The following is a 24,973-nucleotide window of genomic DNA, read 5'->3' as shown; positions in this document are numbered from 1 at the left end:
AACCGATGACAACTCAGTATGGATTTTTTATTGATTCCAGCCGCTGCACCGGGTGCAAAACCTGCGAGCTGGCCTGCAAGGATTACAAAGACCTGACCCCGGACGTCAGCTTCCGGCGAATTTATGAATACGCGGGCGGCGACTGGCAGGAGGATAACGGCGTCTGGCATCAGAATGTCTTCGCCTATTACCTGTCGATTGCCTGCAACCACTGCGAAGATCCGGCCTGCACCAAGGTCTGCCCGAGCGGGGCGATGCACAAGCGCGACGACGGTTTTGTGGTGGTAGACGAGGATGTCTGCATCGGCTGTCGTTACTGCCACATGGCCTGCCCGTACGGCGCGCCGCAGTACAATGCCGCCAAAGGCCACATGACCAAGTGCGACGGCTGCCACAGCCGGGTGGCCGACGGCAAAAAGCCCATCTGCGTCGAGTCCTGCCCGCTGCGCGCGCTGGACTTTGGCCCGATTGAGGAGCTGCGCAAAAAACACGGTCAGCTTGCTGCCGTCGCGCCGCTGCCGTCTGCGCACTTCACGAAGCCGAGTATTGTGATTAAACCTAACGCCAACAGCCGTCCGACGGGTGACACCACCGGCTACCTGGCAAACCCGAAGGAGGTGTGAGATGGGAAGTGGATGGCATGAATGGCCGCTGGTGATCTTCACCGTTTTCGGGCAGTGCGTGGCCGGCGCGTTAATCGTGATGGGCTTCGTCTGGCTTAAGGAAAATGATGACAAGGCCAGAATGCGCATCGTGCGCAGCCTGTTTTTTCTCTGGCTGGTAATGGGTATTGGGTTTATGGCCTCGGTACTGCATCTTGGCTCTCCGCTGCGTGCCTTCAACTCGCTTAACCGCGTGGGCGCGTCAGCGCTGAGTAATGAGATCGCGGCGGGTTCGATCTTCTTTGCCGTGGGCGGTTTCTGGTGGCTGGTGTCGGTTATCGGTAAAATGCCCCCAGCTTTGGGCAAAATCTGGCTGGTTGTCAGCCAGCTCTTGGGCATCGTTTTCGTCTGGGCGATGACCCGGGTCTATCAGATTGAGATTGTCCCGACCTGGTATACGGGTTACACCACGCTGAGCTTCTTCCTGACGATGGTGCTTGCTGGTCCTCTGCTGGCCGCGCTGCTGCTGCGCGTGGCAAACGTGACATTCAAAGGTACTCTTGCCGCGTCTGTCAGCGTACTGGCACTTATCGTCTGCGTGGCGGTCGTCGTGTTGCAAAGCAATACGCTGGGGACGATACAGAGTTCCATCCAGCAGGCTAACGCCCTGCTTCCGGATTATGGTTCGCTTCAGGTATGGCGCATCGCGCTGCTGGCGGCGGGTTTAGGCTGCTGGCTCTGCCCGCTGATTCGTCGTCAGGAGCCAAAAACGCTCGGCCTGTTTGCAGGTGTCGTGCTGGTGGCGCTAGGTGAACTGATTGGCCGTGGGCTATTTTATGGTCTGCATATGACCGCAGGGTTAGCAATTGCAGGTTAACACAGGTGCGCGGGGCTACCCGCGCGCAAGTAAGGAAAGTTGTAATGAATGAAGTCTCACACCGCGAATCGTTCGCGTTCAGCGCCCGGGTACTGGGCGCGCTGTTTTATTTCGCCCCAGACAGCGAGCAGACCGCGCCGCTGGTGAGTGCCCTGACCGCAGGTGACTGGGTTCAGGACTGGCCGCTGGCGGAGGAAAATCTGCTGCCTGTCGCCAGTATGTTTAAGACCCCATCGGATGAAGCGTTGAAAGACGCCTGGCAGCGTCTGTTTATTGGCCCGTATGCCCTGCCCGCCCCCCCGTGGGGCTCGGTCTGGCTTGATCGCGAGTCCGTGCTGTTTGGCGATTCGACCCTCGCGTTGCGTCAGTGGATGCGTGAAAACCATATCGCCTTTGAGATGCAGCAGAATGAGCCCGAAGATCATTTCGGAACGTTGCTGATGCTGGCGGCATGGCTTGCCGAGAACGGTCGCGAAACAGAACGCGACCAGCTTCTTGCCTGGCATCTGCTGCCATGGAGCACGCGTTTCCTGAGCGTATTCGTTGAAAACGCGGCCCATCCGTTCTACACCGCGCTGGGTAAACTTGCCCAGCTGACGCTGGCGGAATGGCAGTCTACTTTGCTGATCCCGATTGCCGAAAAAACGCTGTACCGATAACAGCGCCTGGCTTGTCCACCCGTTGTGCAGGCCAGGTTCGCACATTTTTGCTGCAACACAACGTCACAACTGCTATACTGTATATAATTACAGTATACAGGGGTGCACAATGGCTGTTGAAACAAAATTTGTTGTCGTAAGAAAAGGTGAAGAGAAAATGACATTTGCCAGTAAGAAAGAGGCTGACGCTCACGACAAACTGCTCGATATGGCAGAAGCGTTCACCGACTGGCTGTTGCAAAGCGGAATGCAGATGGATGAAACGCAGGCGGAGAACCTTGGTCTTTATCTCGCCGAGCAGAAAGAGTCCGTGCAGCATATCCTGCGTACCAGCAAGCTTCCTGAGCTCAATGCTGCAACGGATAAAACAGCATCAGATGCGGATAGCAGCAAAAAAATCCGGGCCGTCAAAGCCGCCTGATCGTCAGAACATCTCATCACCTGTCCTGCTGCCGCGGGCCGAAAACGGCTCGCGGCTTTATTATGGTCGGCTGAACCTTATATTCATCAACCGTAACCGTAAATTTACGTCCTGTTATCTTGATTTGTCCGCCTCAACGTTTACGCTGATATTCAGCCTTTTTGCTTCCATGGTTATCATTGTTTTGGCCAGGCCCTTATCGCCCCCGTGCACTTTATCTATCAGATCCTGTACAAGGGTCATCATCAGGAAATTTTTATTCGCAGGATAGAAATCTGTCATAGTGATCCCGTTATCCTTCAGGCGCTGATGCGCCACCGTCTCTGTATCTGCGATTATTTCAGCCACTTTCTCATGCATGGTCTCGATCTGCTCGAAAACAATGCGGTTAATCATTTCAATCTGTTCTGGCGTAAAATTCGGTTCCATTATTTCCCCTCGTCAGGCGTATGTTAAAAACACGTGAATCACACGTTGGGCGCCTCTGAATGGTGCGGTAGATTATCACACAACTCTTGTAACTCGTTGATCAGCCTTGCCACATGGAAGCCATCACAAACAGAATGGTGGACCTGAACAGCGAATGGCAACAAGACTCTTCCATCCTGGTTATAGTATTTTCCAAACGTGAACATGGGCGCAAAAAAATTCCGCATGTTAGCGACGTTGACGTTGAAACTGCTAAAGCTGACCCACGGGATATCCGAGATGAAAAATATATTTTCCCGGGACTCTTCCTTAGGCCAGTAAGCAAGGATATTGCCATAGCGGGCGACATCTTCTGCATAAACGCGCTGAAAATGGTGAATATTTCCATCGTAATGACTCCACAACGATGAAAATGTCTCCGTTTCTTTATGGAAAAGAGTATAGCTTGGATGAACCTCATTCCATATTACAAGCTCATCATCCTTCATGGCCATCCGGAATTCCGGATGCCGGTTTACGACGTGAGAAATAAGGGAAATAATCGCAGGATAAAATTTCCAGCCAACCTCTTTGATATGCTTTAGCAGCACGGTAATGTCCAGCTGAACCGTTTGGTTAAATGTAGATTGAGCAAAGCCCTGAAATACTTCAAAGTGTTCCTTTCTTGCCCAACGTGATAAGTCAACTACCGTATATTCTGGCGTTATTTTTGTCATTTCATAGCCTTAGTTGAGCTGCGCTATATAAAATAGTAGCGTATCACAAACGTATGGGCTGTATAGACCGTAGCGTAGGGGCACCCTAAATTTTCAGCGTATCAATCACCGCTCTCAGCGCCGGGGACACGTTGCGGTGTGGATAATAGAGGTACAGTCCGTCCATCCGCAGGCTGTAGCGCCGTAAGACGCGTATAAGCGTGCCACGCTCCAGATCGTCAGCCACCAGCTCAACCGGGACATAGGCCAGCCCGAGTCCCAGCCGGGCCGCTTCGGCCTCCATGTAGCTGTCGGAAAAGGCCCATTGCCCCTCCGGGCGGTGAGTAATATGCTTCCCGTCATGAACAAGCTCCCATTGATAGTGGTTAGCGTCGGCAAACTGGTAGGCAATGCAGGGATGAGCATCCAGATCGGCGGGCGTCTGCGGGAAACCATAGCGCCGAAAATGCGCCGGAGCGGCAACCACAGCCATCTCCATATCGGGCGTGATGCGCACGGCAATCATTCCTTGTCCCACCTCCGGTCCCAGCCGGACGCCCGCGTCGAATCGCTCGGCAATGATATCCACGAACCGGCTCTCATTGATCAATTCCAGACGGATATCCGGGTAACGCTGTTTGAAGATAGCGAGCTTTGGCAGCAGGCATTTTTCGATGGCGTGCTGGCTGGCATTAATGCGCACCGTGCCGGACGGCGTCTGGCGGTAATGCGCGAGTCTGGTCAGCCCGGTATCGAGCGCATCAAAGGCTGAACCAGCGGTCTGGTAAAGTTGCTCCCCGGCATGGGTCAGCGACAGTTTGCGCGTGGTACGCACCAGAAGCTGAACGCCCAGCCGCTCTTCCAGCTCGCGAACTGATCGGCTGATCCCGGATTGTGCCAGCCCGAGCCGTTGCGCGGCTGCCGTGAAACTTCCCTCCCGCACCACCTGGATAAACAGATACAGCTCATTGTAGTTTTCCCGCTTCGCCATCATGCCTCATCAATTCATAACAATATGATATTAATCCTAGCAGCTTTTGGCCTCTAATCAGCACTATTTCTGCTAACTATAATGACCGCATTACAACAACACACGGTACCTCTTATGCAAACATTCACCCAAAAACTGTCCGTTGCGCTGCTGCTGTGCGCATCATTAAGTGGAGTAACAACAATGAGTTATGCAGAAACACGAAATCCTGCCGCCCCCGTTTCGATGGTGACAACCTGGGATAAGACCTTCGCCGAGAGCGATAAAGTCGACCACCGCAAGGTGACGTTTGAGAACCGATACGGGATCACCCTGGTGGGCGATCTGTACATTCCCAGGAACAGCGGCGACCAGAAGCTGGCGGCGATTGCCGTCAGTGGACCATTCGGTGCGGTTAAAGAACAATCCAGCGGTCTTTACGCCCAGACTCTGGCTGAACAGGGGTTCGTGACCCTGGCCTTCGACCCATCCTACACGGGTGAAAGCGGCGGCCAGCCGCGTAACGTTGCCTCCCCTGATATCAACACCGAAGACTTTAGCGCCGCAGTGGATTTCCTCGGATTACAGAAAGAAGTCGACCGTAACCGTATCGGCATTCTCGGGATCTGCGGCTGGGGCGGTATGGCGCTGAACGCGGCATCCATGGATACCCGCGTGAAGGCGGTCGCCACCAGCGTAATGTACGATATGAGCCGTGCGATGGGTCACGGCGTGGGCGACGGGAAAGATCGTTATTCAGCGGCCGATCGCCGGGCCGTGTTGCAGTATCTGAACGCGCAACGCTGGAAAGATGCTGAAAGCGGCACCTTCGCCCATGGCGGCCACGATATTTATGTCGATGAAAACGGTAAGGTAACGGCGGCCGGGCGTATTCTGCCGGAAGCATTGCCCGCCGATCCGCATCCGGTACTGAAAGAGTTCTATGATTACTACCGTATGCCGCGCGGCTTCCATGCCCGTTCCGTAAACTCCACCGGCGCATGGACCGCGACCATGCCGTTGTCCTTTATGAATATGCCGCTGCTGAGCTATGCCGGGGAGATCACCATCCCAACGCTGATTGTGACCGGTGAAAACGCGCACTCACGTTATTTTGCGGAAGATGCGTTTAAAGCTGTCGGCAGCAAACAGAAAGAACTGGTGATTGTTCCCGGTGCGAATCACGTTGATCTCTACGATAACGTCGCAGGGAAAATCCCGTTCGCGCAGTTCGGGCAGTTTTTCAAAACCAGTCTGGATTAATTCTCTGAGCCCCCGGCAATCAGGGGGCTTATCTTCTCTTCGCCGTGAATTACACCTATGTCCACACTGAATCAAACCTCATCCCGTGATGCTGAGCGTGCACACTGGGGCGGTATTTTTGCCATGACCCTGTGCGTTTTTGTCCTCATTGCCTCGGAATTTATGCCCGTCAGTCTGCTCACGCCCCTCGCCAGAGATTTAGGGGTGACAGAGGGGACGGCTGGCCAGGGGATCGCCCTCTCTGGTGCGCTGGCTGTCCTGACCAGCCTTTTTCTTTCCCGGCTTGCCGGGAATATGAATCGCAAACATCTTCTTTCAGGCATGACCGTCCTGATGGCGCTGTCAGGGATCATTATCGCCTTCGCCCCGAATGCTCTGATGTATATGGCAGGCCGGGCGTTGATCGGCATCGCCATTGGCGGTTTCTGGTCGATGTCTGCTGCCACCGCCATTCGGCTGGTGCCTCAGCATCAGGTCTCTCGTGCGCTGGCAATTTTCAACGGCGGCAACGCGCTGGCGACGGTGGTCGCCGCCCCGCTGGGCAGTTATCTCGGCTCGACCATTGGCTGGCGCGGCGCGTTTCTGTGCCTGGTTCCCGTGGCGATTGTGGCGTTCATCTGGCAATATTTTAGCCTGCCCAACATGGGCGGGAACCAGGGTCCGTCGCCACGTAAAAGCCTATTTCGCCTGCTCCACCAGCCTGCGGTTTCGATGGGTCTGATGGCGTGCGGCCTGTTCTTCATGGGACAGTTTGCGTTATTTACCTATGTGCGCCCCTTCCTCGAAACCGTCACCCACGTCAGTCCTTCCGCCTTATCGCTGATCCTGCTCACTATCGGTATCGCAGGTTTCATCGGCACGCTGATCGTCGCGCTGGCCCTGAATGCCGCGTTTTACCTCACCTTAATGGCCATACCGCTGCTTATGACGCTGATTGCAGGGGTATTAATGCTCACCGGTGACAGCCTGTGGATCGTGGCCCTGCTGTTAGGTTTCTGGGGAATGCTGGCAACTGCGGCCCCCACCGGCTGGTGGACGTGGATAGCCCGTACGTTACCGGAAGATGCCGAGGCTGGCGGCGGGCTAATGGTCGCGGTGATCCAACTCTCTATTGCGCTTGGCTCAACGGCGGGTGGCGTGGTGTTTGATACCTTTGGCTGGCAGAGCACCTTCGCTTTAAGCAGCATATTACTCCTGAGTGCAGGGGTGTTGACTTTTACGACGTCGCGCCATCGGAAATAAGGCATTATATTAACAGGGTTGTTTTATTTAATTACAAAACCTCGCTCACCTCCCATTGAAATAATAATTAAGCAATATCCTGGTCAGCCAGCGACATCGCTTTGTTAGCTTGAGCGTTCAGGCAAAGCTCAAACCGGAGGTATTCTTTGCTGATTAAATTAAAGAAAGAACGAACGCATCAGGAGGATCGTCGTCTTGCCCTCTGGCTGGCGACCTCCGCGGGACTGCTGAATGCCATTGCGCTGGGCGCGTTCGGTTTTTTTCCCTCGCATATGACGGGCAATACCTCGCAGCTATCCAGCGAAGTTTCCTCCACCGATCTCAGCGATATTCTTTTCTTTGGCGCTATTATTCTTTCGTTTGTCTCAGGCGCCATCGCTGCGCGGATTATTGTTATCTGGGGGATTATCCATAACGTCAGGCTGGTATTCAGCCAGGTTCTGTTTGTTGAAGGGCTATTACTGGCCGGGGTATCCCTGTACGAAATGTATTTTCACTCCTTCGCCACGAATCAGGAGATTATTATTTTCCTGTGCGGGTTGATGGGAATTCATAATTCCACCTCCACTCAACTATCCGGCGGTCGGGTGAGATCCACGCACATCACCGGCACGCTGACCGATGCGGGCATTTCGCTGGCCTCCGTTATGGTCGCCATGCTGCGCCGGGATTACTCCAAAGATACGGCCGCGCAAAAGAGTCAGCTCAAAACCCATTTAACTACCCTTTTCTCCTTTATCAGCGGCGGGATCGCGGGGCTGATCCTGTTCAGAGAGTTTGGATTCCACGCGATGCTGGCGCTGGGCCTGTTGCTGGTAATCGTCGCCGCCTTCTCTATCGTCCGCATCTCGTGGCGCGTACGCAAGGTGCGCGCCGCGCTCAGTCGACAAGTATAATCAGCACGCTTTATGTGACGTTGTCACGTAAGGCGTACTTCTTTAAGACTATTCTGCCTGCCCACTGACAGCCCTTATGCCATAAGGCTTCACTCAGGTTGTCACTAATTTCATAGGGTTACTGATTTACCCCCTTCGCTGGAACCCTTCCGTTTCGCTTGCTATAGGTGAAGTACCCCTGCCGAAACATGGCATAACAACAGGCAACCGGTGGTTGCTATAACGCATGCGCACAGGGAGACACACCGCAATGCACCCATTACTTAAACGTTCGCTGCTTTTTGTCGGCGCGATTATCGTGGTTCTCGCTCTCCTCACCTGGGGAATAGGATTGGAAACGATTAAGGCGCGCCAGGTTGACCTGATTTACCTCGGGCAACAGCACCTGATTCTGGTCTTTTCATCCATGTTCTTTGCCCTGCTGGTGGGCATTCCAAGCGGTATTCTGCTGAGCCGTCCGGCCGCGCGTGGTATCGCCGAATATGTGATGCAAATCTTTAACGTGGGCAACACCCTGCCGCCACTGGCCGTTCTGGCGCTGGCGATGGTGGTGATTGGCATCGGTGATAAACCGGCCATTATCGCCCTCTTTCTGGCCTCTCTGCTGCCGATTGTGCGTAACACCTATGCCGGGCTGTGCTCTGTTCCCGCGTCGTTGCTGGAAGCGGCAAACGGTATCGGCATGACCAAATGGCAGCGCCTGCGTCAGGTTGAGATCCCTAACGCGTGGCCGGTGATGCTTTCCGGTATTCGCATTGCCACTGCGATTAACGTCGGTACCGCACCGCTGGCATTCCTGATTGGCGCCAGCAGCTACGGCGAGCTGATTTTCCCGGGGATCTATCTGAATGATTTCCCGACGCTGATCCTGGGCGCGGCGGCCACCGCTCTGTTCGCCCTGATTCTGGATACGCTGCTGGCGGCACTGGGCCGATTACTGAGCCCGCATCTCGCGCGATAATTATAACAAGGAGCTTCTATGAGACTGTTTTCCGGGCTGACGGCGCTATGCGCCGCCGCGCTCTTCACCAGCCAGGCGCTCGCCGCGCCGCTGATCCTGGCAACCAAGAGCTTTACCGAGCAGCACATTCTCTCGGCCATGACCGTGCAGTATCTGCAAAAGAAAGGGTTTCAGGTACAGCCTCAGACCAATATTGCAACGGTGATTTCCCGTAACGCGATGATCAACAAGCAGATTGATATGACCTGGGAGTATACCGGCACCTCGCTGATCATCTTCAACCACATCAACAAACGCATGTCGCCGCAGGAATCGTACGAGACGGTGAAACGCCTCGATGCGAAGCACGGTCTGGTGTGGCTTAAACCTGCCGATATGAACAATACCTATGCCTTTGCCATGCAGCGCAAGCGCGCCGAGGCTGAACATATCAATACCATGTCTGAGATGGTGGCAAAGATTGAACAAGTTCGTAAAACCGATCCGGATAACAACTGGCTGCTGGGCCTTGACCTGGAATTTGCCGGGCGCAGCGACGGGATGAAACCGTTGCAGGCGGCCTACAACATGGAGCTGGACCGCCCGCAGATCCGCCAGATGGATCCGGGCCTGGTCTATAACGCGGTGCGCGACGGGTTTGTCGATGCGGGGCTGATCTACACCACCGACGGGCGCGTAAAGGGCTTCGATCTTAAAGTGCTGGAAGACGATAAAGGCTTCTTCCCGAGTTACGCCGTGACGCCAGTTGTTCGGAAAGACACGCTGGAGGCTAATCCGGGGCTTGAGGAGGCGCTGAACACCCTTTCAGCCCAGCTCAATAACGACGTTATCACCGAACTGAATAAGAAGGTGGATATCGACCATCAGTCACCGCAGCAGGTCGCCCGTGATTTCCTGCGTAGCAAACAGTTGCTGTAGGAGGCGCTATGGAGACGATTCACTATATTCTCGACAACTGGGACTATCTCTTAACCCTGACGCTGCAACACCTGTGGCTGGTGGCGCTCGCCGTGGGCCTGGCGATTATTATTGGCGTGCCGCTGGGCATTTTAATTGTCCGCCATAAATGGCTGGCAACGCCGGTGCTGGGGATTGCCACCATTGTGCTCACCATCCCGTCAATTGCGCTTTTCGGCCTGATGATCCCGCTCTTTTCGCTGATCGGTCAGGGCATTGGTGCCCTGCCCGCGATTACGGCGGTGTTCCTCTATTCGCTGCTGCCGATTGTGCGTAACACCCACACGGCACTCGACAGCCTGCCGCCGGGCCTGCGTGAAGCGGGACGCGGCATCGGCATGACCTTCTGGCAGCGTCTGCGCTGGGTGGAAATCCCGATGGCGTTGCCGGTGATTTTTGGCGGCATCCGCACCGCCGTGGTGATGAACATCGGCGTCATGGCGATTGCCGCCGTGATCGGTGCGGGCGGGCTGGGCCTGCTGCTGCTTAACGGTATTGGCGGGAGTGATATTCGTATGTTGATTGCGGGCGCGCTGATGATTTGTCTTTTAGCGATTGTGCTCGACTGGTTGCTGCACCGTTTGCAGGTGGTACTGACTCCGAAGGGGATTCGATAATGATAAAACTGGAAAACCTCACCAAACAATTTTCACAGAAACACGGCCAGACGTTTAAGGCCGTCGACAACGTCAACCTGAACGTGCCTGAAGGGGAAATGTGCGTGCTGCTCGGCCCGTCCGGCTGCGGGAAAACCACTACCCTGAAGATGATCAACCGTCTCATTACGCCAAGCAGCGGGACGATCCTGATTAACGGCGAAGACACCAGCGGAATGGACACTGTGACCCTGCGTCGCAACATTGGCTACGTGATCCAGCAAATTGGCCTGTTCCCGAACATGACCATCGAAGAGAACATTACCGTCGTGCCGCGCATGCTGGGCTGGGACAAAGCGCGCTGTAAATCCCGTGCCGAGGAGCTGATGGATATGGTGGCAATGGATCCGCATAAATTCCTTCACCGCTATCCGCGCGAAATGTCCGGCGGTCAGCAGCAGCGTATCGGCGTCATCCGCGCGCTGGCAGCGGATCCTCCGGTCCTGCTGATGGATGAACCGTTCGGCGCGGTCGACCCGATTAACCGTGAGGTGATCCAGAACCAGTTCCTGGAGATGCAGCGCAAGCTGAAAAAGACCGTGATGCTGGTGAGCCACGATATTGACGAAGCGCTGAAGCTGGGCGACCGTATTGCCGTCTTCCGTCAGGGACGTATCGTGCAGTGCGCCAGCCCGGACGAGCTGCTGGCGAAACCCGCGAATGAGTTTGTTGGCTCGTTTGTTGGCCAGGACCGGACGTTGAAACGCCTGCTGCTGGTATCGGCGGGCGACGTCACCGACCAGCAGCCTACCATTACGGTACGCGAATCGACGCCGCTGCCGGAGGCCTTCGCCACCATGGATGACAACGATATTCGCGCCATTACCGTGGTTGATGAGCACGGCAAACCGCTCGGCTTTGTGAAGCGCCGCGAAGCGCGTAACGCCAACGGCAGCTGCGGGGATATTCTGCATCCGTTCCGCATGACCGGTAAGGCCGAGGATAACCTGCGCGTGGTGCTTTCTCGCCTGTATGAGAGCAACACCAGCTGGATGCCGATTGTGGACGAGGACGGACGCTATAACGGCGAGATATCCCAGGATTATATTGCGGAGTATTTGAGCTCAGGGCGTACGCGCCGGGCGTTGAATATTCATAGCGAGAGTTAAGCATTCAGGCCGGGTACTGCCCGGCCTTTTTCCGCACGCATACCTTTTGCTAACCTCCCGATTTACCGCCACAATATTGTATCGTCCCCGTTAAATCACGACTTCATGCAACGTCTTCACGCTTACCCCGACATCCGCGCGATGTTTCGTCGTCTCCTGATTGCTACCGTCACCGGCGTGCTGGCGGCGCTGGCCGTTGCGGTGTTCCGCCACAGCATGTATCTGCTGGAGTGGCTATTTCTCAGCAACGAAAGCGGAAGTCTGGTGAACGCCGCAGCCGCGTTATCGCCCTGGCGGCGGGCGCTGACGCCTGCGCTGGGTGGTCTGGCCGCGGGAATGCTACTGTGGGGATGGCAGCGCATGACGGCACAACGTCCCCACGCCCCCACCGATTATATGGAAGCGCTTGAGACGGGTGACGGCCAGTTTGATTACGGCGCCAGCCTGGTGAAATCCCTCGCGTCGTTGCTGGTGGTCGCCAGCGGCAGCGCCATCGGCCGTGAAGGCGCCATGATCCTGCTCGCCGCCCTCGCCGCCTCCTTTTTTGCACAACGTTGTACGCCGAAATCCGAATGGAAACTGTGGATCGCCTGCGGTGCCGCCGCCGGGATGGCCAGCGCCTATCATGCGCCGCTGGCGGGCAGCCTGTTTATCGCAGAGATCCTGTTTGGCACGCTGATGCTGGCCTCCCTCGGCCCGGTGGTGATTGCTGCTGTAGTGGCCCTGCTGACCACGCGCCTGTTAAGTCCCGGCGCGAATACGCTATATGATGTCCATCTCAGCGAGATGCTTACGGCGGTGGATTATTTCCTGATCGTTGGCGTGGGTCTGCTGGCTGGCGTTTGCGGCCCGCTGCTGATGTCGCTGATGGCGGCCAGCCACAGGCTGTTTCTGCGTCTCAAACTTTCACCGCCGTGGCAGCTGGCGCTGGGTGGTCTGATCGTCGGGCTGCTGTCGCTGCTAACGCCGAAGGTATGGGGGAATGGCTATAGCGTGGTTCAGGCGTTTTTGCAGTCACCGCCGCTGCTGTCGGTGATTGCTGGCGTCTTTATTTGCAAGCTGCTGGCGGTGCTGGCAAGCAGCGGGTCCGGCGCGCCGGGAGGCGTGTTCACGCCAACCTTGTTCGTCGGTATGGCAACGGGAATGCTGTTTGCGCAGATCTTTGCGCTGTGGTTTCCTGGCTCTGAGACGGCGATCCTGCTCGGGCTGGCGGGTATGGCGACGCTGCTCGCCGCCACAACGCATGCGCCAATCATGTCGGCCTTGATGGTATGTGAGATGACCGGGCAGTATTTTTTACTTCCCGGTTTGCTGGTTGCCTGTGTTGTGGCGTCGGTATTGTCGAGAACGCTACGCCACGACTCGATCTACGGCCAGCATACCGCCGAAAGCCGAGAGATCGATGTAGTGCGCTAATTCGCGCTGCTCGGCGCGGGGCAGATAAGGCAGTTCGCCCACCAGCGGGCCAGGCAGCTTTTTGCTCAGCACATCGATGATTTCAGCGTAGTGCGCAAGGCCCGGGTTAATACGGTTCGCCACCCAACCAATCAGCGGCAGGCCGTCATTAGCGATAGCCTGCGCCGTCAGCAAGGCATGGTTGATGCACCCTTCCTGAATGCCCACGACCATAATCACCGGCAACTGCTCCTGCACCACCCATTCGGAAAGGGGACGTAAATCGTTCATCAGGCTGCGCCAGCCGCCGGTCCCTTCAACGACAACGTGGTCAACCTTTTCACTCAGATTTGCCAGGCCATCAGAAAGCAGGCTGTAGTTGATAAGCCCACTGTGAGCGACGCTGCTTTCCTCTTCGCTTAAGGCGATAGGATTAACGGCATCATAAGGCAGTTCCAGAGACGAGACGCTTTGCAGAACCAGGGCATCCTTATTGCGCAGCCCTTCTGGCGTCTCTTTACTGCCTTTTGCAACCGGCTTGTATCCTGCAACGCGTTTACCGCTTGCCGCCAGGGCCTGAAGTAACGCGCGGGATACGACTGTCTTCCCGACAGACGTATCCGTACCAGTAATAAAGAAACGCTTAAGCATGACTCATTCCACCTCTTGGGTATGCTTCAAAATATAAACCAGGTAAATAATTCAGTGGGGAAAGTCTACGGGATGCGTGCGCTACCGGGCTTGAGATAGCGCAATTTTTCGTACATCTCTGGAAAAGAGTTAGCCCTGTAGCAAACGAATCAGTAACGAGCCGTTGTACATCGCATCTTTTACCAGCGCGGCGCCGGCCATCGTACCCTGGTTGGAAAATTGCGTACTCTCGACCACGATGTTTTTACTGTACGCGGGAAGCGCCTGCTGATTGATGCAGGCGGAAATCGCCGGAAAGAGGATATCCGCCGCCTGACTGAGCGGGGAGCCGATCAGTATTTTTTGCGGGTTAAACAGGTTCACCATAATGGCCAGAATGCGCCCGACATTATTGCCCACGCCGGTAATAATGTCCTTCGCCAGCAGATCGCCCTGCCTTGCCGCAGCGCACAGTGCCTCGACGCTTAACGGTTGACCGTGCAGCGTGGAGCTCATCGACTGGCTGAGCCGCACCTGCGCCAGCTCCAGCACGCTTTCGACGCTGGCAATCGTCTCCAGACAGCCATGGTTACCGCAGTAGCAGCGTTTTCCGTACGGATCGACCTGCGTATGGCCGATCTCCACCAGGCTACTGCTGCCAGCATGCAACAGACGCCCGTCGGTGATCACACCTGCGCCAACGTTATGATCAATCACCACCTGAATTACGTCGCGCGCGCCCCGGGAGGCACCAAACAATGCCTCCGCCATCGTCCAGGCGCTGATATCATGCTGAATGTAGACCGGCACACCGGTGTGGTTTTCCAGCACGTCGCCCAGCGGCATCTCTTTGACGTTTTCATAAAACGGCATGCGGTGAACAATGCCATTTTCGGTATCAATAATTCCCGGCAGGGTGATCGCAATCGCCGTTAAACGTTCAAGACGCTGCTGGTGACGAATAAAGAACTGGTCGATGTGGGTCAGAATGGCATCGAGAAGTGGTTGCTCTGCATTAAGCGGGAGTTCCAGCCGGTCCTCCACCACCAGCTTGCTGCTGAGGTCGCGCAGCGCGAGGAAGATTTCCCCGCGGCTAATCCGCAGCGACAGGTAGTGCCAGGCTTCCGTTTCCACCACCAGCCCTACCGCCGGACGGCCACGGCTGCCCGGCTCCTGAATTTCTGTTTCCTGAACCAGATGGGCTTCCAGCATTTCGCGGACAATCTTGGTAATACTGGCGGGTGCCAGTTGTGCCAGGCGCGAAAGATCGATACGCGAAACCGGACCAAGCTGATCAATCAGGCGATAAACGGCACCCGCGTTGGTCTGCTTGATCTGATCGATATGCCCTGGCTGACTATCAGCAACCACCTCGTACTCCCTTATTTTCGAGCTTCGAAATAAACTGAGGGCTATGGTGAAGCACTTCAATGGCTGACGTCAAATTTTTACTTAGCCATGTGATTTACTGCACATTTTCGCCTACTTTTCCCTATAAATAACGCCCGCGAGAAGCGGTAATTAATTGTTCTTTGAAACGCTGTGCCGCATGGCTCTGTTCATGATGTTTAGACCACACCAGCCACATCTCTGAGACTGCATCCTGCTCGGCTATCTTCACCCAGCGCATTTCCGCCAGTTGTACCCGTTTAAATGAGGCCGGGAGAATCGATACGCCAAGCCCTGCGGCAACGAGACCAATGATCGTCATGGCTTCCCCCACCTCCTGCGCGATAGTCGGGACAAGGCCATATCGCCGCATCAGACCAAGAATATCGTCATACAACCCGGTACCCACCTGTGGGTCAAAAAAGACAAACGGCTCTTTCGCCAGTTCAGCCAGCGAGACGCTGTGCTGCGCGGCGAGCGGATGATCCCGGGGGATCATCGCCATCAGCGGTTCGCGGAGGATCACCTGCCACGCCAGGGTATCAGGCAACTGCGTGTTACGCATCAGCCCCAGGTCGAGCGATCCTTCGTTAAGCGGCGATATCTGCTCCCGGGTATTTATTTCGCGCGTCTGAATATGCACATCCGGAAAGTTACGGCGAAACGAGGATAGCGTTTGTGAAACAGCGCTGATAAAGGGGGCCGATGAGGTAAACCCGATGCGCAGCTCCCCCGTCTCCCCAAGATAAAGCCGTTCCGCTCTGGCGGCGGCGTCCTCCACCATACTCAGGATCTGCCGGCTATCGGCGAGAAACTGTTTTCCCGCCGCCGTCAGGCTCACGCTGCGGTTGGTTCGCGCCAGCAGACGCGCCCCGACCTGCTGCTCCAGGATCTGGATCTGCTGGCTTAGCGGTGGCTGAGAGATATTCAGCCTTGCCGCCGCACGACCAAAATGCAGCTCTTCGGCGACGGCGACAAAATAGCGCAGATGGCGCAGCTCGATATTCATATTTTTAAAGTATCATTTGAGATTATTAATATATTAGACAGAATATTTACATTTTCCTACCCTAATCTTGTGGTCATACCCGTCACCAGAAACCACGGGGATGTTTAAGCAAGGATTATGTGTGAGCCGTACAACGACCGTTGATATCGCGCCGGCCAGCGACATCGATGATTTACCCGCAGCACCGCAGCCGGTTCAGTTTATTAAACGTGGTACCCCCCAGTTTATGCGCGTCACGCTGGCGCTCTTCTCAGCGGGTCTCGCCACTTTTGCCCTGCTCTACTGCGTTCAGCCGATCCTGCCGGTCCTGTCGCATGAATTTGGCGTGTCGCCAGCCAGCAGCAGTATTTCGCTCTCCATTTCAACCGGGATGCTGGCGATCGGTCTGCTGTTCACCGGGCCACTTTCGGATGCCATCGGACGTAAGCAGGTCATGGTAACGGCGTTAATGCTGGCCTCCGTGTGTACCTTGCTGTCCACCATGATGACCAGCTGGCACGGCATTCTGGTCATGCGCGCGCTGATTGGGTTATCCCTCAGCGGCGTGGCGGCGGTCGGGATGACCTATCTCAGCGAGGAGATCCACCCGAGCTTCGTGGCCTTCTCCATGGGGCTGTACATTAGCGGGAACTCTATCGGCGGGATGAGCGGACGCCTGCTCAGCGGTGTGTTTACTGATTTCTTTAACTGGCGCATTGCGCTGGCCGTTATCGGCTGCTTCGCCCTCGCTTCGGCGCTGATGTTCTGGAAAATCCTGCCGGAATCGCGCCATTTCCGCCCGACCTCCCTGCGTCCGAAAACGTTATTTATCAACTTTCGTCTGCACTGGCGCGATCAAGGGCTGCCCCGTTTGTTCCTGACCGGTTTCCTGCTGATGGGCTCGTTCGTGACGCTGTTTAATTACATCGGCTATCGTCTGATGCTTTCACCGTGGCATCTTAGTCAGGCATTGGTGGGTTTGCTCTCTGTGGCATATCTCACCGGGACATGGAGTTCGCCAAAAGCGGGCGCCATGACCGCGCGCTTCGGTCGTGGTCCGGTGATGCTGGTTTCCACCGCCGTGATGCTGTTCGGACTGCTAATGACGCTTTTCTCTTCCCTGTGGCTGATTTTTGCCGGAATGCTGCTCTTCTCTGCGGGATTCTTTGCCGCGCATTCCGTTGCCAGCAGCTGGATTGGCCCACGCGCGCGCCGCGCTAAAGGTCAGGCTTCGTCACTGTATCTGTTCAGTTACTATCTTGGTTCCAGCATAGCCGGTACGCTCGGCGGGGTGTTCTGGCATAACTACGGCTGGAACGGCGTGGGCGGATTTATCGCGCTGATGTTGTGCGCGGCATTGCTGGTGGGCGCGAGCCTGCATAAACGACTGCATTAACATTCAGCCCTCTTCGTGTTTAAATCGAGCCGATGCTAATTTTTGTCATCGGCTGATTCAGACACGAGGACTTCATGAAAAACAATAACTATCAACAACTCACCCGCACCTTCCAGCGCCTCTCCCGCTTCTCGCACCTCTCCTCCATCGCCAGCTGGGACATGTTCACCATGATGCCGCCAGGCGGCAGCGCCGCGCGCGGTGAAGCGCTGGCGGAGATGAGCGTCCTGCAACATCAGATCCTGACCGATAAAAAAGTGGGTGAATGGCTGGCGGCGGCGGCAGACGAAGATCTGAATGACGTTGAGCAAGCCAACCTGCGCGAAATGACACGCCACTACCAGCAGGCCACTTTACTGCCGGAATCGCTGGTGGAGGCCAAATCGCTGGCGGGCAGCAGGTGTGAACACGCGTGGCGCACTCAGCGTCCGGCCAACGACTGGCAGGGCTTTTCAGCCAACCTGAAAGAGGTGGTGAAACTCAGTCGTGAAGAGGCCCGCCTGCGCGCTGAGGCTAAAGGCTGCACGCCTTACGACGCGCTGCTGGATATCTTTGAACCCGACATGACCAGCGCTCGCCTGGATGTGCTGTTCGGCGATCTGAAGTCCTGGCTGCCGGAGCTGCTGGCAAAGGTTGTGGAAAAACAGGCTCAACGATCGTTCGTTCCGCCACAGGGTCCCTTCCCGACCGCCACGCAGCGCGAGCTGGGCCTGGAAGCGATGAAAATGCTTGGCTTCGATTTTAACGGCGGTCGTCTGGACGTTAGCGCCCACCCATTCTGCGGCGGCGTGCCGGAAGATGTGCGTATCACCACGCGTTACGATGAAGATGAACTGCTCAGCGCGCTTTTCGGCGTGATCCACGAAACCGGACATGCCCGCTACGAGCAAAACCTTCCGCGAGCGTGGGCCGGCCAGCCCGTTGCGCTGGCGCGCTCTACGGCGATCCATGAATCCCAGAGCTTGTTCTTTGAAATGCAGCTGGGCCGCAGCGACGCTTTCCTGAAGCATCTGCTTCCGGCGGTTCATGCCCGTTTCGGCAGCCAGGCGGCATTCAGCGAAGAGAATTTTATTGCCTGGAACCAGCGCGTGAAGCCGGGCTATATCCGCGTTGATGCGGATGAAGTGAGCTATCCGGCGCATGTGGTGCTGCGCTATGAGATCGAGCGCGCGCTAATCAATGGCGAAATTGAAGTCGATGATATTCCCGCGTTATGGGATGAGAAAATGCAGGCCTGGCTTGGGTTATCCACCAAAGATAACTACCGCAACGGCTGTATGCAGGATATCCACTGGACCGACGGCGGTTTTGGCTACTTCCCGTCTTACACGCTGGGGGCAATGTATGCGGCACAGCTGTTCCATGCCGCCAAAACTGCGCTGCCCGGGTTGCAGGCATCCATTGCCGGGGGCGATTTCTCGGCGCTGTTTGACTGGCTGCGTCAGAATATCTGGCAGCACGGCAGCCGTTTCAGCACGTCGCAGCTCATCACCCAGGCCACGGGTGAAGATCTGAATATCCGCTACTTCCGCGAACACCTGACGTCCCGCTACCTGTAACCGAACGCGCCGGGGGTCCACCCTGGCGTTGTACATATGGTTACACGCCGATACCAATCACTCACGGAAACCCCGAATTTACAGGGATATAGTTATTTCAACGGCCCCGCAGTGGGGTTAAATGAGAAACCAAATTCGAGGGTATGAAAATGAAAAAAGTATTAGCTCTGGTTGTTGCCGCTGCTATGGGTCTGTCTTCCGCTGCATTCGCGGCTGAAACTACCGCCACCGCAGCGCCTGCGGCATCCACCGCTGCTCCGGCCAAAACGGTTCACCATAAAAAACATCACAAAGCGGCTAAACCAGCGGCAGAACAGAAAGCGCAGGCCGCGAAAAAGCACCACAAAAAAGCGGCAAAACCTGCGGTAGAGCAGAAAGCCCAGGCGGCTAAAAAGCATCACAAAAAAGCAGCAAAACACGAAGCGGCTAAACCTGCTGCACAGCCAGCAGCGTAAGAGTACAAGCTTAACCGTGCCCTTCGGGGCACGTTGGTAAACCGGCGCTGAACGGGTTTGCGGTCAGCGCCGTTTTTTTATCCGGAGGGCGTATGCTGCGGCGCTATCGGTTTGAGTTCATTCTTATCCTGCTAATTTTATGCGCGCTCATCGCCAGCCACTTTTATCTTTCCTGAATGTAGCACGCTGATTTTACTCCCACTTTCTCGCCGTCGCGTCTATAGTATTTTCATAGGGTTCACTTTTAATAATCATAATTACCCCCACCAGAGTGTGATATGCGTAAATCTGTTGTGTTGTTACTGGGAACGTTTAGCCTTTTTGCTGGCTTTTCACATGCGGATGATGGCGACGATGACGCCATTAGCGCCAAAGAGGTAAAGACGCTGTTTTTTGGTCATGACGATCGTACGCGTGTCACCGATCCTACCGAATCGCCCTGGGATGCCATCGGGCAACTGGAAACCGCCAGCGGCAATTTATGTACCGCAACCCTCATTACGCCACGCCTTGCGCTGACGGCGGGTCATTGCCTGTTAATGCCGCCTGAAGGCAAACCGGATAAAGCAATCGCCCTGCGCTTTGTGTCGCAAAAAGGAATATGGCGCTACGAAATTCACGGTATTGAGGGGCGTGTGGATCCGTCGCTTGGCAAACGCCTGAAACCGGATGGCGATGGCTGGATTGTGCCGCCCGGGGCGGCCTCCTGGGATTTCGGGCTGATCGTTTTACGTTATCCGCCGTCCGGGATCACCCCGCTGCCGCTCTTTGATGGCGATAAGGCCGCGCTCACCGCCGCCCTGAAAGCCGCCGATCGAAAAGTGACGCAATCAGGTTATCCTGTTGATCACCTCGATTCGCTGTACACCCATACGGACTGCGTGGTGACGGGCTGGGCGCAAAACAGCGTACTGTCGCATCAGTGCGATACGCTACCGGGTGATAGCGGATCGCCCCTGATGTTAAAAACCGATAACGGCTGGCAGCTGATTGGCGTTCAGAGTTCTGCGCCAGCGGCGAAAGACCGCTGGCGCGCCGATAACCGGGCGTTGTCGGTGACCGGTTTTCGCGACCGGCTGGAAGCCCTGGCGCAGCAGTAGGTCACTCAGGCCAGTTTAATCATGATCATGCCGGCGAGCAGTAATACCAGCCCTATCCAGCCTTTATTGTTTAAACGCTGCCCGAACATAATCCAGCCTGCCGCCAGGGTGGCGGCAATACCGAAGCCCCCCCACAGCGCATAGGCTACGGACAGATCGATGCCTTTCACCGCCTGTGACAGGGCGCTAAACGCCCCCAGAACCGCGGCAATCGATAACAGGCCGTAGGCTTTGCGACGAAAACCGTCGGAGAACTTCAGAAAGACGTTGGCAATAATTTCCAGAACGATGGCGAAAGCCAGCCAGGCCGCGTGGATCCATTCAAACTGCTGCATGGGTCTGCTCCTTCTGCTGTTTTGCCGGTTTGCGTGTACCCGATTTAATCAGCACGATACCTGCGACCAGGGTCGTCAGCCCGGCAATTTTCATTGTCGTCAGGGTTTCATCAAATAACATGACGCTAAACAGCGTAATCAATAAAATACCAATACCTTCCCACAATGCGTATGCCACGCCCAGCGCGATTTTTTTAATCGCAAAAGAGAGGAAAATATAGGAAAGCGTAATCATGACCAGCATCAAAATAAAACCGGTGCTGCCATCACTCACGCTTGCCCATTTCATCGACAAGGTGCCGGTAATTTCAGCGACGATCGCCAGAGCTAATAAAATCCAGTAAAACATGTTTTTTCTCCTGCTTGAGAATATAATCCATCGAGGCTCGCTGCGGACAGCAAACCAAAAAATTGGGAATTAAATCAGTTAGCTAAGCGCATAGCGCCAGCTCAGGCAGAAGACGTGACTATAGCGCGGAACGCCAGTGTTGCTCACCAGAAAGCAGGCAGAGGGAGGTTGAAAACAGAGCAGAGTTGTTTGAAAAATACGTCCTGAACAAATTGTCCATAAAATTACAATTATCCGCGGTGTTGCTTCTCGTCTTTGCGGATGAAAATTGTCCTCGGTAGTTGAACACGCCTGATTTGTATCATAAGCCAGGAATTTACTCAAAGCCTTTTCATTTCTTTACCCAGTCTGTTTGATTTTGGTTAGTTTTTTTAATCCGCTTTCCCCTCTATTATAAATAAAAAACTGTTCAGGAACGTCCATGGCCAAACCTATTATCACCCTCAACGGGCTTAAGATCGTCATCATGCTGGGCATGCTGATGATCATTCTGACCGGCGTTCGTTTTGCGGCCGATATCATCGTGCCTTTTATCCTGGCGCTTTTTATCGCGGTGATCCTCAATCCGCTGGTGCAGCGAATGGTGCGGCTACGCATCCCGCGTGTGCTGGCGATAAGCCTGCTTATCAGTATTATTATCGTTGCGATGGTGCTGTTAGTCGCCTATCTGGGAACCTCCCTGAACGAGCTGGCGCGGACGCTACCGACATACCGCTCTTCCCTGGCGACCCCGCTGCTGCAAATTGAACCCTGGCTGCAACGCGCGGGTATCGAAGTCTCGGTTGAGGAACTGCTTAAATACATCGATCCGAATGCCGCCATGACGATTGTCACCAGCCTGCTGGCACAACTCTCCAACGCCATGACCTCGATTTTCCTGCTGTTCCTGACAATTGTGTTTATGCTGCTGGAAGTTCCACAGCTGCCTGCAAAGCTCCAGCACATCATGGTGCGTCCGGTAGAGGGAATGGGCGCCATTCAGCGCGCGCTCGACAGCGTTTCACGCTATCTGGTGCTGAAAACGGCCATCAGCCTGGTGACGGGATTAGTGGTCTGGGGGATGCTCGCCGCGCTGGATGTGCGTTTTGCCTTTGTCTGGGGGCTGCTGGCCTTTGCGCTCAACTATATTCCTAACATCGGCTCCGTGCTGGCGGCGATCCCCCCTATCCTTCAGGTGCTGGTTTTCAGCGGTTTGTATGATGCCCTGATTCTGCTGGCAGGCTATCTGGTGATTAACCTTGTCTTCGGGAACATTCTCGAACCACGGATAATGGGACGCGGGCTGGGGCTTTCAACCCTTGTTGTGTTCCTGTCCCTGATTTTCTGGGGCTGGCTGCTCGGGCCTGTCGGCATGCTGCTCTCCGTTCCGCTGACAATTATTGTCAAAATTGGCCTGGAGCAGACCGCCGGTGGACAAAGTATCGCTGTACTGCTGAGCGACATGAGCCATAAGGCCGATTAATTGTCCATCGAGAGCATGGGCTTACCCGTTCTTCCCGCTTCGCGATAGTTGCCCACTGCCCGCTGCCATTCCGACAGCGGGTAGAGGGTGACATCGCTGCACTGGCTGGCGCGCAGTTTAGGCCAGATGCGCCGAAACTCCGCCTGCCACGCCTCAGCGCTCAGCGCGTCCAGATAGTTACGAATGTGAAACCACGCCACGCGCGGCAACGGCCGCTGCTGCCGGAAGGTCTGCCCGGAGAGTAGCCCGTAGCAGACAAAGGTGCCGGTTTCGGGCATCACGCTCAGGATCGTCTCCGCCAGACTGCCGCCCGTGGCGTCGTACACCACCTCCGCTTGCGCGGCGGCAGCGTTGACGGCGGTCGTATCATGTTGCGCAATCGGGACGATCCCCATTTCAGCCAGACGTTGAGCGTGCACGGGCGAACGATGGATCCCGTAAACCGCCTCCGCACCCGCCTGGCGTGCCCATTGCCCGAGCAGAACGGCGCAGTCAGAACCGGCAGCGGTGAGCAGCACCGTTTTCCCGACCGGAGGATAGCGGTCCAGCATCATCTGTGCGGCAAGCGGGTTGATATACGCCCGCGCGGCAAGTAGCGAGTCGACGTCGTCCGGGACGGGAACCGCATACGCCGCCGGGCAGTCGACATAGCGCTGCCAGGTTCCCTGCCCCCGTAACGGCAGGACCCGCTTGCCCAGCAGCGCCGGATAAGCGGCGGGCGTTTCGGTCACTATTCCGACCCCTTCATAACCGGCTATCGCAGGCAGCGGCGTGCGATGGCGATATGCTCCGGTGATGGGGATGAGATCGGAGGCGTTCACCGGGGAAAAAAGCATGCGCACACGTATCTCTCCCGGCTGTCGCGGCGACAATGGTGTAGTTTCCGCTTGCAGTACCGATTCAGGCTCACCAAACCGGCGATACCAGAGGGCCAGATTAAGCATTGCGATCGCGCCATCCCATTTCCGGTGCGACATGTTTCAGGATGGACTCGATCACATGTGCGTTGTATTCCACGCCCAGCTGATTCGGCACGGTAAGTAACAGCGTATCCGCTTCCGCGATCGCTTCATCCTTTTTCAACTGTTCAATCAGCTTGTCTGGCTCTGCGGCATAGCTGCGTCCGAAAATGGCCCGCGTTTTCTCATCCAGATAGCCCACGCTGTCGCTCTCATTGCGGCTTGAGCCGAAATACATCCGGTCGCGATCGTCCATCAGGGCAAAAATACTGCGGCTGACCGAAACGCGTGGCTGACGGGTATGCCCTGCCTCAGCCCAGGCCTGTCGGTAGGCACGGATCTGTTTTGCCTGCTGAATATGGAACGGCTCGCCGGTTTCATCATCTTTCAGCGTTGAGCTTTGCAGGTTCATCCCCAGTGTTGCCGCCCATACTGCCGTTGCATTAGAGCCAGCCCCCCACCAGATACGATCGCGTAAGCCTTCTGAATGCGGCTCCAGACGCAACAATCCCGGCGGGTTTGGGAACATCGGCTGTGGGTTAGGCTTTGCAAACCCTTCACCGCGTAATACATCAAGCAGTACCTCAGTGTGGCGGCGCGCCATATCAGATTCGTTTTCCCCTTCCTGCGGCACGTAACCAAAATAACGCCAGCCATCAATCACCTGCTCCGGGGAACCCCGGCTGATACCAAGCTGTAATCGCCCGCCGGAGATGAGATCTGCCGCGCCAGCATCTTCCGCCATATACAGCGGATTTTCATACCGCATGTCGATCACGCCCGTCCCGATTTCAATGCGTTTGGTTTTCGCGCCTATTGCCGCCAGCAAGGGGAATGGCGAACTGAGCTGGCGGGCAAAGTGATGCACACGGAAATAAGCCCCGTCCGCGCCCAGCTCTTCGGCGGCGACCGCCAGATCGATGGACTGTAGCAGCGTGTCAGCCGCGGTTCGCGTGCCGGACTGGGGTGACGGCGTCCAGTGACCAAACGACAAAAATCCGATCTTTTTCATAGTGGAGTATCCTGATAAAGCATTGCGTTATCCCTACTCTACGCATTAACGAATGAGAATAAATGGTGATTATTTAACGGAATGCTTCAAATAAACTGACAGAAATACGCAAATCGCACGCTGCCTTCCCGCAGAGGAGGCATTCTCCTGACATCTCATAATGGGATATAGTGTGAACTATTCTCTTTTTAACAGGTAACATCAGCA

29 protein-coding genes are annotated in these 24,973 nt (G+C 55.7%); 18 read left to right on the top strand and 11 right to left on the bottom strand.

From position 1 onward, the window contains the following. Positions 1 to 5: 5 nt before the first annotated feature. The 4 genes from ACOTWU_RS14415 to ACOTWU_RS14400 all read left to right on the top strand — a co-directional run bounded on the left by ACOTWU_RS14415 (position 6) and on the right by ACOTWU_RS14400 (position 2,559). Positions 6 to 623, top strand: a complete 618-nt coding sequence (locus ACOTWU_RS14415; RefSeq protein WP_017384545.1) for a DMSO/selenate family reductase complex B subunit — start codon at positions 6 to 8, stop codon at positions 621 to 623. 1 nt (position 624) lies between these two features. Beyond that, a complete protein-coding gene (locus ACOTWU_RS14410) occupies positions 625 to 1,479 on the top strand; it encodes a dimethyl sulfoxide reductase anchor subunit family protein (protein ID WP_220719709.1) in 855 nt (284 codons plus the stop codon). Positions 1,480 to 1,523: 44 nt separating this feature from the next. Further along, complete coding sequence (dmsD, locus tag ACOTWU_RS14405; protein WP_047731124.1) at positions 1,524 to 2,138, top strand: Tat proofreading chaperone DmsD; 615 nt, start codon at positions 1,524 to 1,526, stop codon at positions 2,136 to 2,138. 109 nt (positions 2,139 to 2,247) lie between these two features. Further along, positions 2,248 to 2,559 carry a YebG family protein gene (locus tag ACOTWU_RS14400; protein ID WP_032634159.1) on the top strand — a complete coding sequence of 104 codons (312 nt, stop codon included), beginning with the start codon at positions 2,248 to 2,250 and terminating at the stop codon, positions 2,557 to 2,559. A 114-nt stretch (positions 2,560 to 2,673) separates the two neighbouring features. Here the strand turns inward: ACOTWU_RS14400 and ACOTWU_RS14395 are convergent, their stop codons facing one another. The 3 genes from ACOTWU_RS14395 to ACOTWU_RS14385 all read right to left on the bottom strand — a co-directional run bounded on the left by ACOTWU_RS14395 (position 2,674) and on the right by ACOTWU_RS14385 (position 4,674). Further along, on the bottom strand, positions 2,674 to 2,988 hold the full coding sequence (locus ACOTWU_RS14395) for a nitroreductase (protein ID WP_126499287.1): 315 nt from the start codon (positions 2,986 to 2,988) through the stop codon (positions 2,674 to 2,676). 38 nt (positions 2,989 to 3,026) lie between these two features. After that, the gene (gene catA / locus ACOTWU_RS14390; RefSeq protein WP_126499288.1) at positions 3,027 to 3,704 is read right to left on the bottom strand and encodes a type A chloramphenicol O-acetyltransferase; all 678 of its coding nucleotides are present in this window, start codon (positions 3,702 to 3,704) and stop codon (positions 3,027 to 3,029) included. Between the two features lie 85 nt (positions 3,705 to 3,789). Then, positions 3,790 to 4,674 carry a LysR family transcriptional regulator gene (locus ACOTWU_RS14385; protein WP_126499297.1) on the bottom strand — a complete coding sequence of 295 codons (885 nt, stop codon included), beginning with the start codon at positions 4,672 to 4,674 and terminating at the stop codon, positions 3,790 to 3,792. A 114-nt stretch (positions 4,675 to 4,788) separates the two neighbouring features. On the opposite strand from ACOTWU_RS14385, the gene ACOTWU_RS14380 reads away from it, so the two are divergent. From ACOTWU_RS14380 to clcB, 8 genes are all read left to right on the top strand, one after another. After that, a complete protein-coding gene (locus ACOTWU_RS14380) occupies positions 4,789 to 5,916 on the top strand; it encodes an alpha/beta hydrolase (RefSeq protein ID WP_126499289.1) in 1,128 nt (375 codons plus the stop codon). Between the two features lie 57 nt (positions 5,917 to 5,973). After that, positions 5,974 to 7,158: an MFS transporter gene (locus tag ACOTWU_RS14375; protein ID WP_023303653.1), complete on the top strand. Its 1,185-nt coding sequence runs from the start codon at positions 5,974 to 5,976 to the stop codon at positions 7,156 to 7,158. Positions 7,159 to 7,304: 146 nt separating this feature from the next. Beyond that, positions 7,305 to 8,054, top strand: coding sequence for a YoaK family protein (locus tag ACOTWU_RS14370; RefSeq protein WP_017384553.1), 750 nt, complete (start codon positions 7,305 to 7,307; stop codon positions 8,052 to 8,054). A gap of 250 nt (positions 8,055 to 8,304) precedes the next feature. Further along, positions 8,305 to 9,015, top strand: a complete 711-nt coding sequence (osmY, locus tag ACOTWU_RS14365; RefSeq protein WP_003857442.1) for an osmoprotectant ABC transporter permease OsmY — start codon at positions 8,305 to 8,307, stop codon at positions 9,013 to 9,015. Between the two features lie 18 nt (positions 9,016 to 9,033). Continuing rightward, on the top strand, positions 9,034 to 9,933 hold the full coding sequence (gene osmX, locus ACOTWU_RS14360) for an osmoprotectant ABC transporter substrate-binding protein OsmX (RefSeq protein ID WP_045334124.1): 900 nt from the start codon (positions 9,034 to 9,036) through the stop codon (positions 9,931 to 9,933). Between the two features lie 8 nt (positions 9,934 to 9,941). Continuing rightward, positions 9,942 to 10,589, top strand: coding sequence for an osmoprotectant ABC transporter permease OsmW (gene osmW, locus ACOTWU_RS14355; RefSeq protein WP_006808875.1), 648 nt, complete (start codon positions 9,942 to 9,944; stop codon positions 10,587 to 10,589). After that, positions 10,589 to 11,737, top strand: a complete 1,149-nt coding sequence (osmV, locus tag ACOTWU_RS14350; RefSeq protein WP_023296526.1) for an osmoprotectant ABC transporter ATP-binding protein OsmV — start codon at positions 10,589 to 10,591, stop codon at positions 11,735 to 11,737. The genes osmW and osmV overlap by 1 nt, the downstream gene beginning before the upstream one ends. A gap of 105 nt (positions 11,738 to 11,842) precedes the next feature. Beyond that, complete coding sequence (clcB, locus tag ACOTWU_RS14345) at positions 11,843 to 13,153, top strand: voltage-gated ClC-type chloride channel ClcB (RefSeq protein WP_126499290.1); 1,311 nt, start codon at positions 11,843 to 11,845, stop codon at positions 13,151 to 13,153. On the opposite strand, the gene bioD is transcribed toward clcB, so the two are convergent. The 3 genes from bioD to ACOTWU_RS14330 form a co-directional block, all read right to left on the bottom strand. After that, positions 13,088 to 13,783 carry a dethiobiotin synthase gene (bioD, locus tag ACOTWU_RS14340; protein ID WP_015570628.1) on the bottom strand — a complete coding sequence of 232 codons (696 nt, stop codon included), beginning with the start codon at positions 13,781 to 13,783 and terminating at the stop codon, positions 13,088 to 13,090. The genes clcB and bioD overlap by 66 nt on opposite strands. 129 nt (positions 13,784 to 13,912) lie before the next feature. Then, the gene (gene mlc / locus ACOTWU_RS14335; RefSeq protein WP_003857451.1) at positions 13,913 to 15,133 is read right to left on the bottom strand and encodes a sugar metabolism global transcriptional regulator Mlc; all 1,221 of its coding nucleotides are present in this window, start codon (positions 15,131 to 15,133) and stop codon (positions 13,913 to 13,915) included. A 121-nt stretch (positions 15,134 to 15,254) separates the two neighbouring features. Then, positions 15,255 to 16,160, bottom strand: a complete 906-nt coding sequence (locus tag ACOTWU_RS14330) for a LysR family transcriptional regulator (RefSeq protein ID WP_032653407.1) — start codon at positions 16,158 to 16,160, stop codon at positions 15,255 to 15,257. A gap of 121 nt (positions 16,161 to 16,281) precedes the next feature. Here ACOTWU_RS14330 and ACOTWU_RS14325 point away from each other — a divergent pair, with 121 nt between their 5' ends. The 5 genes from ACOTWU_RS14325 (at position 16,282) to ACOTWU_RS14305 (ending at position 20,649) form a co-directional block, all read left to right on the top strand. After that, the gene (locus ACOTWU_RS14325) at positions 16,282 to 17,535 is read left to right on the top strand and encodes an MFS transporter (protein WP_017384556.1); all 1,254 of its coding nucleotides are present in this window, start codon (positions 16,282 to 16,284) and stop codon (positions 17,533 to 17,535) included. Between the two features lie 74 nt (positions 17,536 to 17,609). Then, on the top strand, positions 17,610 to 19,094 hold the full coding sequence (locus tag ACOTWU_RS14320; protein ID WP_015570631.1) for a carboxypeptidase M32: 1,485 nt from the start codon (positions 17,610 to 17,612) through the stop codon (positions 19,092 to 19,094). Positions 19,095 to 19,243: 149 nt separating this feature from the next. Beyond that, entirely contained in the window at positions 19,244 to 19,549 is a 306-nt protein-coding gene (gene asr, locus ACOTWU_RS14315) for an acid resistance repetitive basic protein Asr (RefSeq protein WP_003857459.1), read from the top strand. 92 nt (positions 19,550 to 19,641) lie between these two features. Beyond that, complete coding sequence (locus tag ACOTWU_RS14310) at positions 19,642 to 19,725, top strand: hypothetical protein (RefSeq protein WP_057979992.1); 84 nt, start codon at positions 19,642 to 19,644, stop codon at positions 19,723 to 19,725. Between the two features lie 102 nt (positions 19,726 to 19,827). Continuing rightward, entirely contained in the window at positions 19,828 to 20,649 is an 822-nt protein-coding gene (locus ACOTWU_RS14305; protein ID WP_003857461.1) for a trypsin-like serine peptidase, read from the top strand. A gap of 5 nt (positions 20,650 to 20,654) precedes the next feature. Here ACOTWU_RS14305 and mdtI read toward each other — a convergent pair whose 3' ends face one another. The 3 genes from mdtI to ACOTWU_RS14290 all read right to left on the bottom strand — a co-directional run bounded on the left by mdtI (position 20,655) and on the right by ACOTWU_RS14290 (position 21,622). After that, positions 20,655 to 20,984, bottom strand: a complete 330-nt coding sequence (gene mdtI / locus ACOTWU_RS14300) for a multidrug/spermidine efflux SMR transporter subunit MdtI (RefSeq protein ID WP_003857463.1) — start codon at positions 20,982 to 20,984, stop codon at positions 20,655 to 20,657. Continuing rightward, positions 20,971 to 21,333, bottom strand: coding sequence for a multidrug/spermidine efflux SMR transporter subunit MdtJ (gene mdtJ, locus ACOTWU_RS14295; protein WP_047735010.1), 363 nt, complete (start codon positions 21,331 to 21,333; stop codon positions 20,971 to 20,973). Before mdtJ ends, mdtI begins: the two co-directional genes overlap by 14 nt. A 118-nt stretch (positions 21,334 to 21,451) precedes the next feature. Further along, the gene (locus tag ACOTWU_RS14290) at positions 21,452 to 21,622 is read right to left on the bottom strand and encodes a hypothetical protein (protein WP_006808891.1); all 171 of its coding nucleotides are present in this window, start codon (positions 21,620 to 21,622) and stop codon (positions 21,452 to 21,454) included. A 132-nt stretch (positions 21,623 to 21,754) separates the two neighbouring features. Between ACOTWU_RS14290 and ACOTWU_RS14285 the strand changes: the two genes are divergently transcribed. Continuing rightward, positions 21,755 to 22,795 (top strand): AI-2E family transporter, encoded by a 1,041-nt coding sequence (locus ACOTWU_RS14285; RefSeq protein ID WP_252049299.1) that lies wholly within the window; start codon positions 21,755 to 21,757, stop codon positions 22,793 to 22,795. On the opposite strand, the gene ACOTWU_RS14280 is transcribed toward ACOTWU_RS14285, so the two are convergent. Both ACOTWU_RS14280 and ACOTWU_RS14275 read right to left on the bottom strand, forming a co-directional pair. Continuing rightward, positions 22,792 to 23,739, bottom strand: a complete 948-nt coding sequence (locus ACOTWU_RS14280; protein ID WP_017384558.1) for a zinc-dependent alcohol dehydrogenase family protein — start codon at positions 23,737 to 23,739, stop codon at positions 22,792 to 22,794. The genes ACOTWU_RS14285 and ACOTWU_RS14280 overlap by 4 nt on opposite strands. Further along, positions 23,732 to 24,766 (bottom strand): LLM class flavin-dependent oxidoreductase, encoded by a 1,035-nt coding sequence (locus tag ACOTWU_RS14275; RefSeq protein WP_017384559.1) that lies wholly within the window; start codon positions 24,764 to 24,766, stop codon positions 23,732 to 23,734. Before ACOTWU_RS14275 ends, ACOTWU_RS14280 begins: the two co-directional genes overlap by 8 nt. Between the last annotated feature and the right edge of the window lie 207 nt (positions 24,767 to 24,973).

The sequence above is a fragment of the Enterobacter cloacae complex sp. GYL001 genome (assembly GCF_049237125.1).
Lineage (GTDB): Bacteria > Pseudomonadota > Gammaproteobacteria > Enterobacterales > Enterobacteriaceae > Enterobacter > Enterobacter hormaechei_C.
Note: the sequence above shows the minus strand (reverse complement) of the source record. Positions and strands in the feature narration are given on the sequence as shown.

Bases quoted from the DNA above. Each gene is read 5' to 3' on its own strand.
- ACOTWU_RS14415 (WP_017384545.1), top strand. From the start codon at position 6: ATGACAACTCAGTATGGATTTTTTATTGATTCCAGCCGCTGCACCGGG.
- ACOTWU_RS14410 (WP_220719709.1), top strand. From the start codon at position 625: ATGGGAAGTGGATGGCATGAATGGCCGCTGGTGATCTTCACCGTTTTC.
- dmsD (WP_047731124.1), top strand. From the start codon at position 1,524: ATGAATGAAGTCTCACACCGCGAATCGTTCGCGTTCAGCGCCCGGGTA.
- ACOTWU_RS14400 (WP_032634159.1), top strand. From the start codon at position 2,248: ATGGCTGTTGAAACAAAATTTGTTGTCGTAAGAAAAGGTGAAGAGAAA.
- ACOTWU_RS14395 (WP_126499287.1), bottom strand. From the start codon at position 2,988: ATGGAACCGAATTTTACGCCAGAACAGATTGAAATGATTAACCGCATT.
- catA (WP_126499288.1), bottom strand. From the start codon at position 3,704: ATGACAAAAATAACGCCAGAATATACGGTAGTTGACTTATCACGTTGG.
- ACOTWU_RS14385 (WP_126499297.1), bottom strand. From the start codon at position 4,674: ATGGCGAAGCGGGAAAACTACAATGAGCTGTATCTGTTTATCCAGGTG.
- ACOTWU_RS14380 (WP_126499289.1), top strand. From the start codon at position 4,789: ATGCAAACATTCACCCAAAAACTGTCCGTTGCGCTGCTGCTGTGCGCA.
- ACOTWU_RS14375 (WP_023303653.1), top strand. From the start codon at position 5,974: ATGTCCACACTGAATCAAACCTCATCCCGTGATGCTGAGCGTGCACAC.
- osmY (WP_003857442.1), top strand. From the start codon at position 8,305: ATGCACCCATTACTTAAACGTTCGCTGCTTTTTGTCGGCGCGATTATC.
- osmX (WP_045334124.1), top strand. From the start codon at position 9,034: ATGAGACTGTTTTCCGGGCTGACGGCGCTATGCGCCGCCGCGCTCTTC.
- osmW (WP_006808875.1), top strand. From the start codon at position 9,942: ATGGAGACGATTCACTATATTCTCGACAACTGGGACTATCTCTTAACC.
- osmV (WP_023296526.1), top strand. From the start codon at position 10,589: ATGATAAAACTGGAAAACCTCACCAAACAATTTTCACAGAAACACGGC.
- clcB (WP_126499290.1), top strand. From the start codon at position 11,843: ATGCAACGTCTTCACGCTTACCCCGACATCCGCGCGATGTTTCGTCGT.
- bioD (WP_015570628.1), bottom strand. From the start codon at position 13,783: ATGCTTAAGCGTTTCTTTATTACTGGTACGGATACGTCTGTCGGGAAG.
- ACOTWU_RS14330 (WP_032653407.1), bottom strand. From the start codon at position 16,160: ATGAATATCGAGCTGCGCCATCTGCGCTATTTTGTCGCCGTCGCCGAA.
- ACOTWU_RS14320 (WP_015570631.1), top strand. From the start codon at position 17,610: ATGAAAAACAATAACTATCAACAACTCACCCGCACCTTCCAGCGCCTC.
- asr (WP_003857459.1), top strand. From the start codon at position 19,244: ATGAAAAAAGTATTAGCTCTGGTTGTTGCCGCTGCTATGGGTCTGTCT.
- ACOTWU_RS14310 (WP_057979992.1), top strand. From the start codon at position 19,642: ATGCTGCGGCGCTATCGGTTTGAGTTCATTCTTATCCTGCTAATTTTA.
- ACOTWU_RS14305 (WP_003857461.1), top strand. From the start codon at position 19,828: ATGCGTAAATCTGTTGTGTTGTTACTGGGAACGTTTAGCCTTTTTGCT.
- mdtI (WP_003857463.1), bottom strand. From the start codon at position 20,984: ATGCAGCAGTTTGAATGGATCCACGCGGCCTGGCTGGCTTTCGCCATC.
- mdtJ (WP_047735010.1), bottom strand. From the start codon at position 21,333: ATGTTTTACTGGATTTTATTAGCTCTGGCGATCGTCGCTGAAATTACC.
- ACOTWU_RS14285 (WP_252049299.1), top strand. From the start codon at position 21,755: ATGGCCAAACCTATTATCACCCTCAACGGGCTTAAGATCGTCATCATG.
- ACOTWU_RS14280 (WP_017384558.1), bottom strand. From the start codon at position 23,739: ATGCTTAATCTGGCCCTCTGGTATCGCCGGTTTGGTGAGCCTGAATCG.
- ACOTWU_RS14275 (WP_017384559.1), bottom strand. From the start codon at position 24,766: ATGAAAAAGATCGGATTTTTGTCGTTTGGTCACTGGACGCCGTCACCC.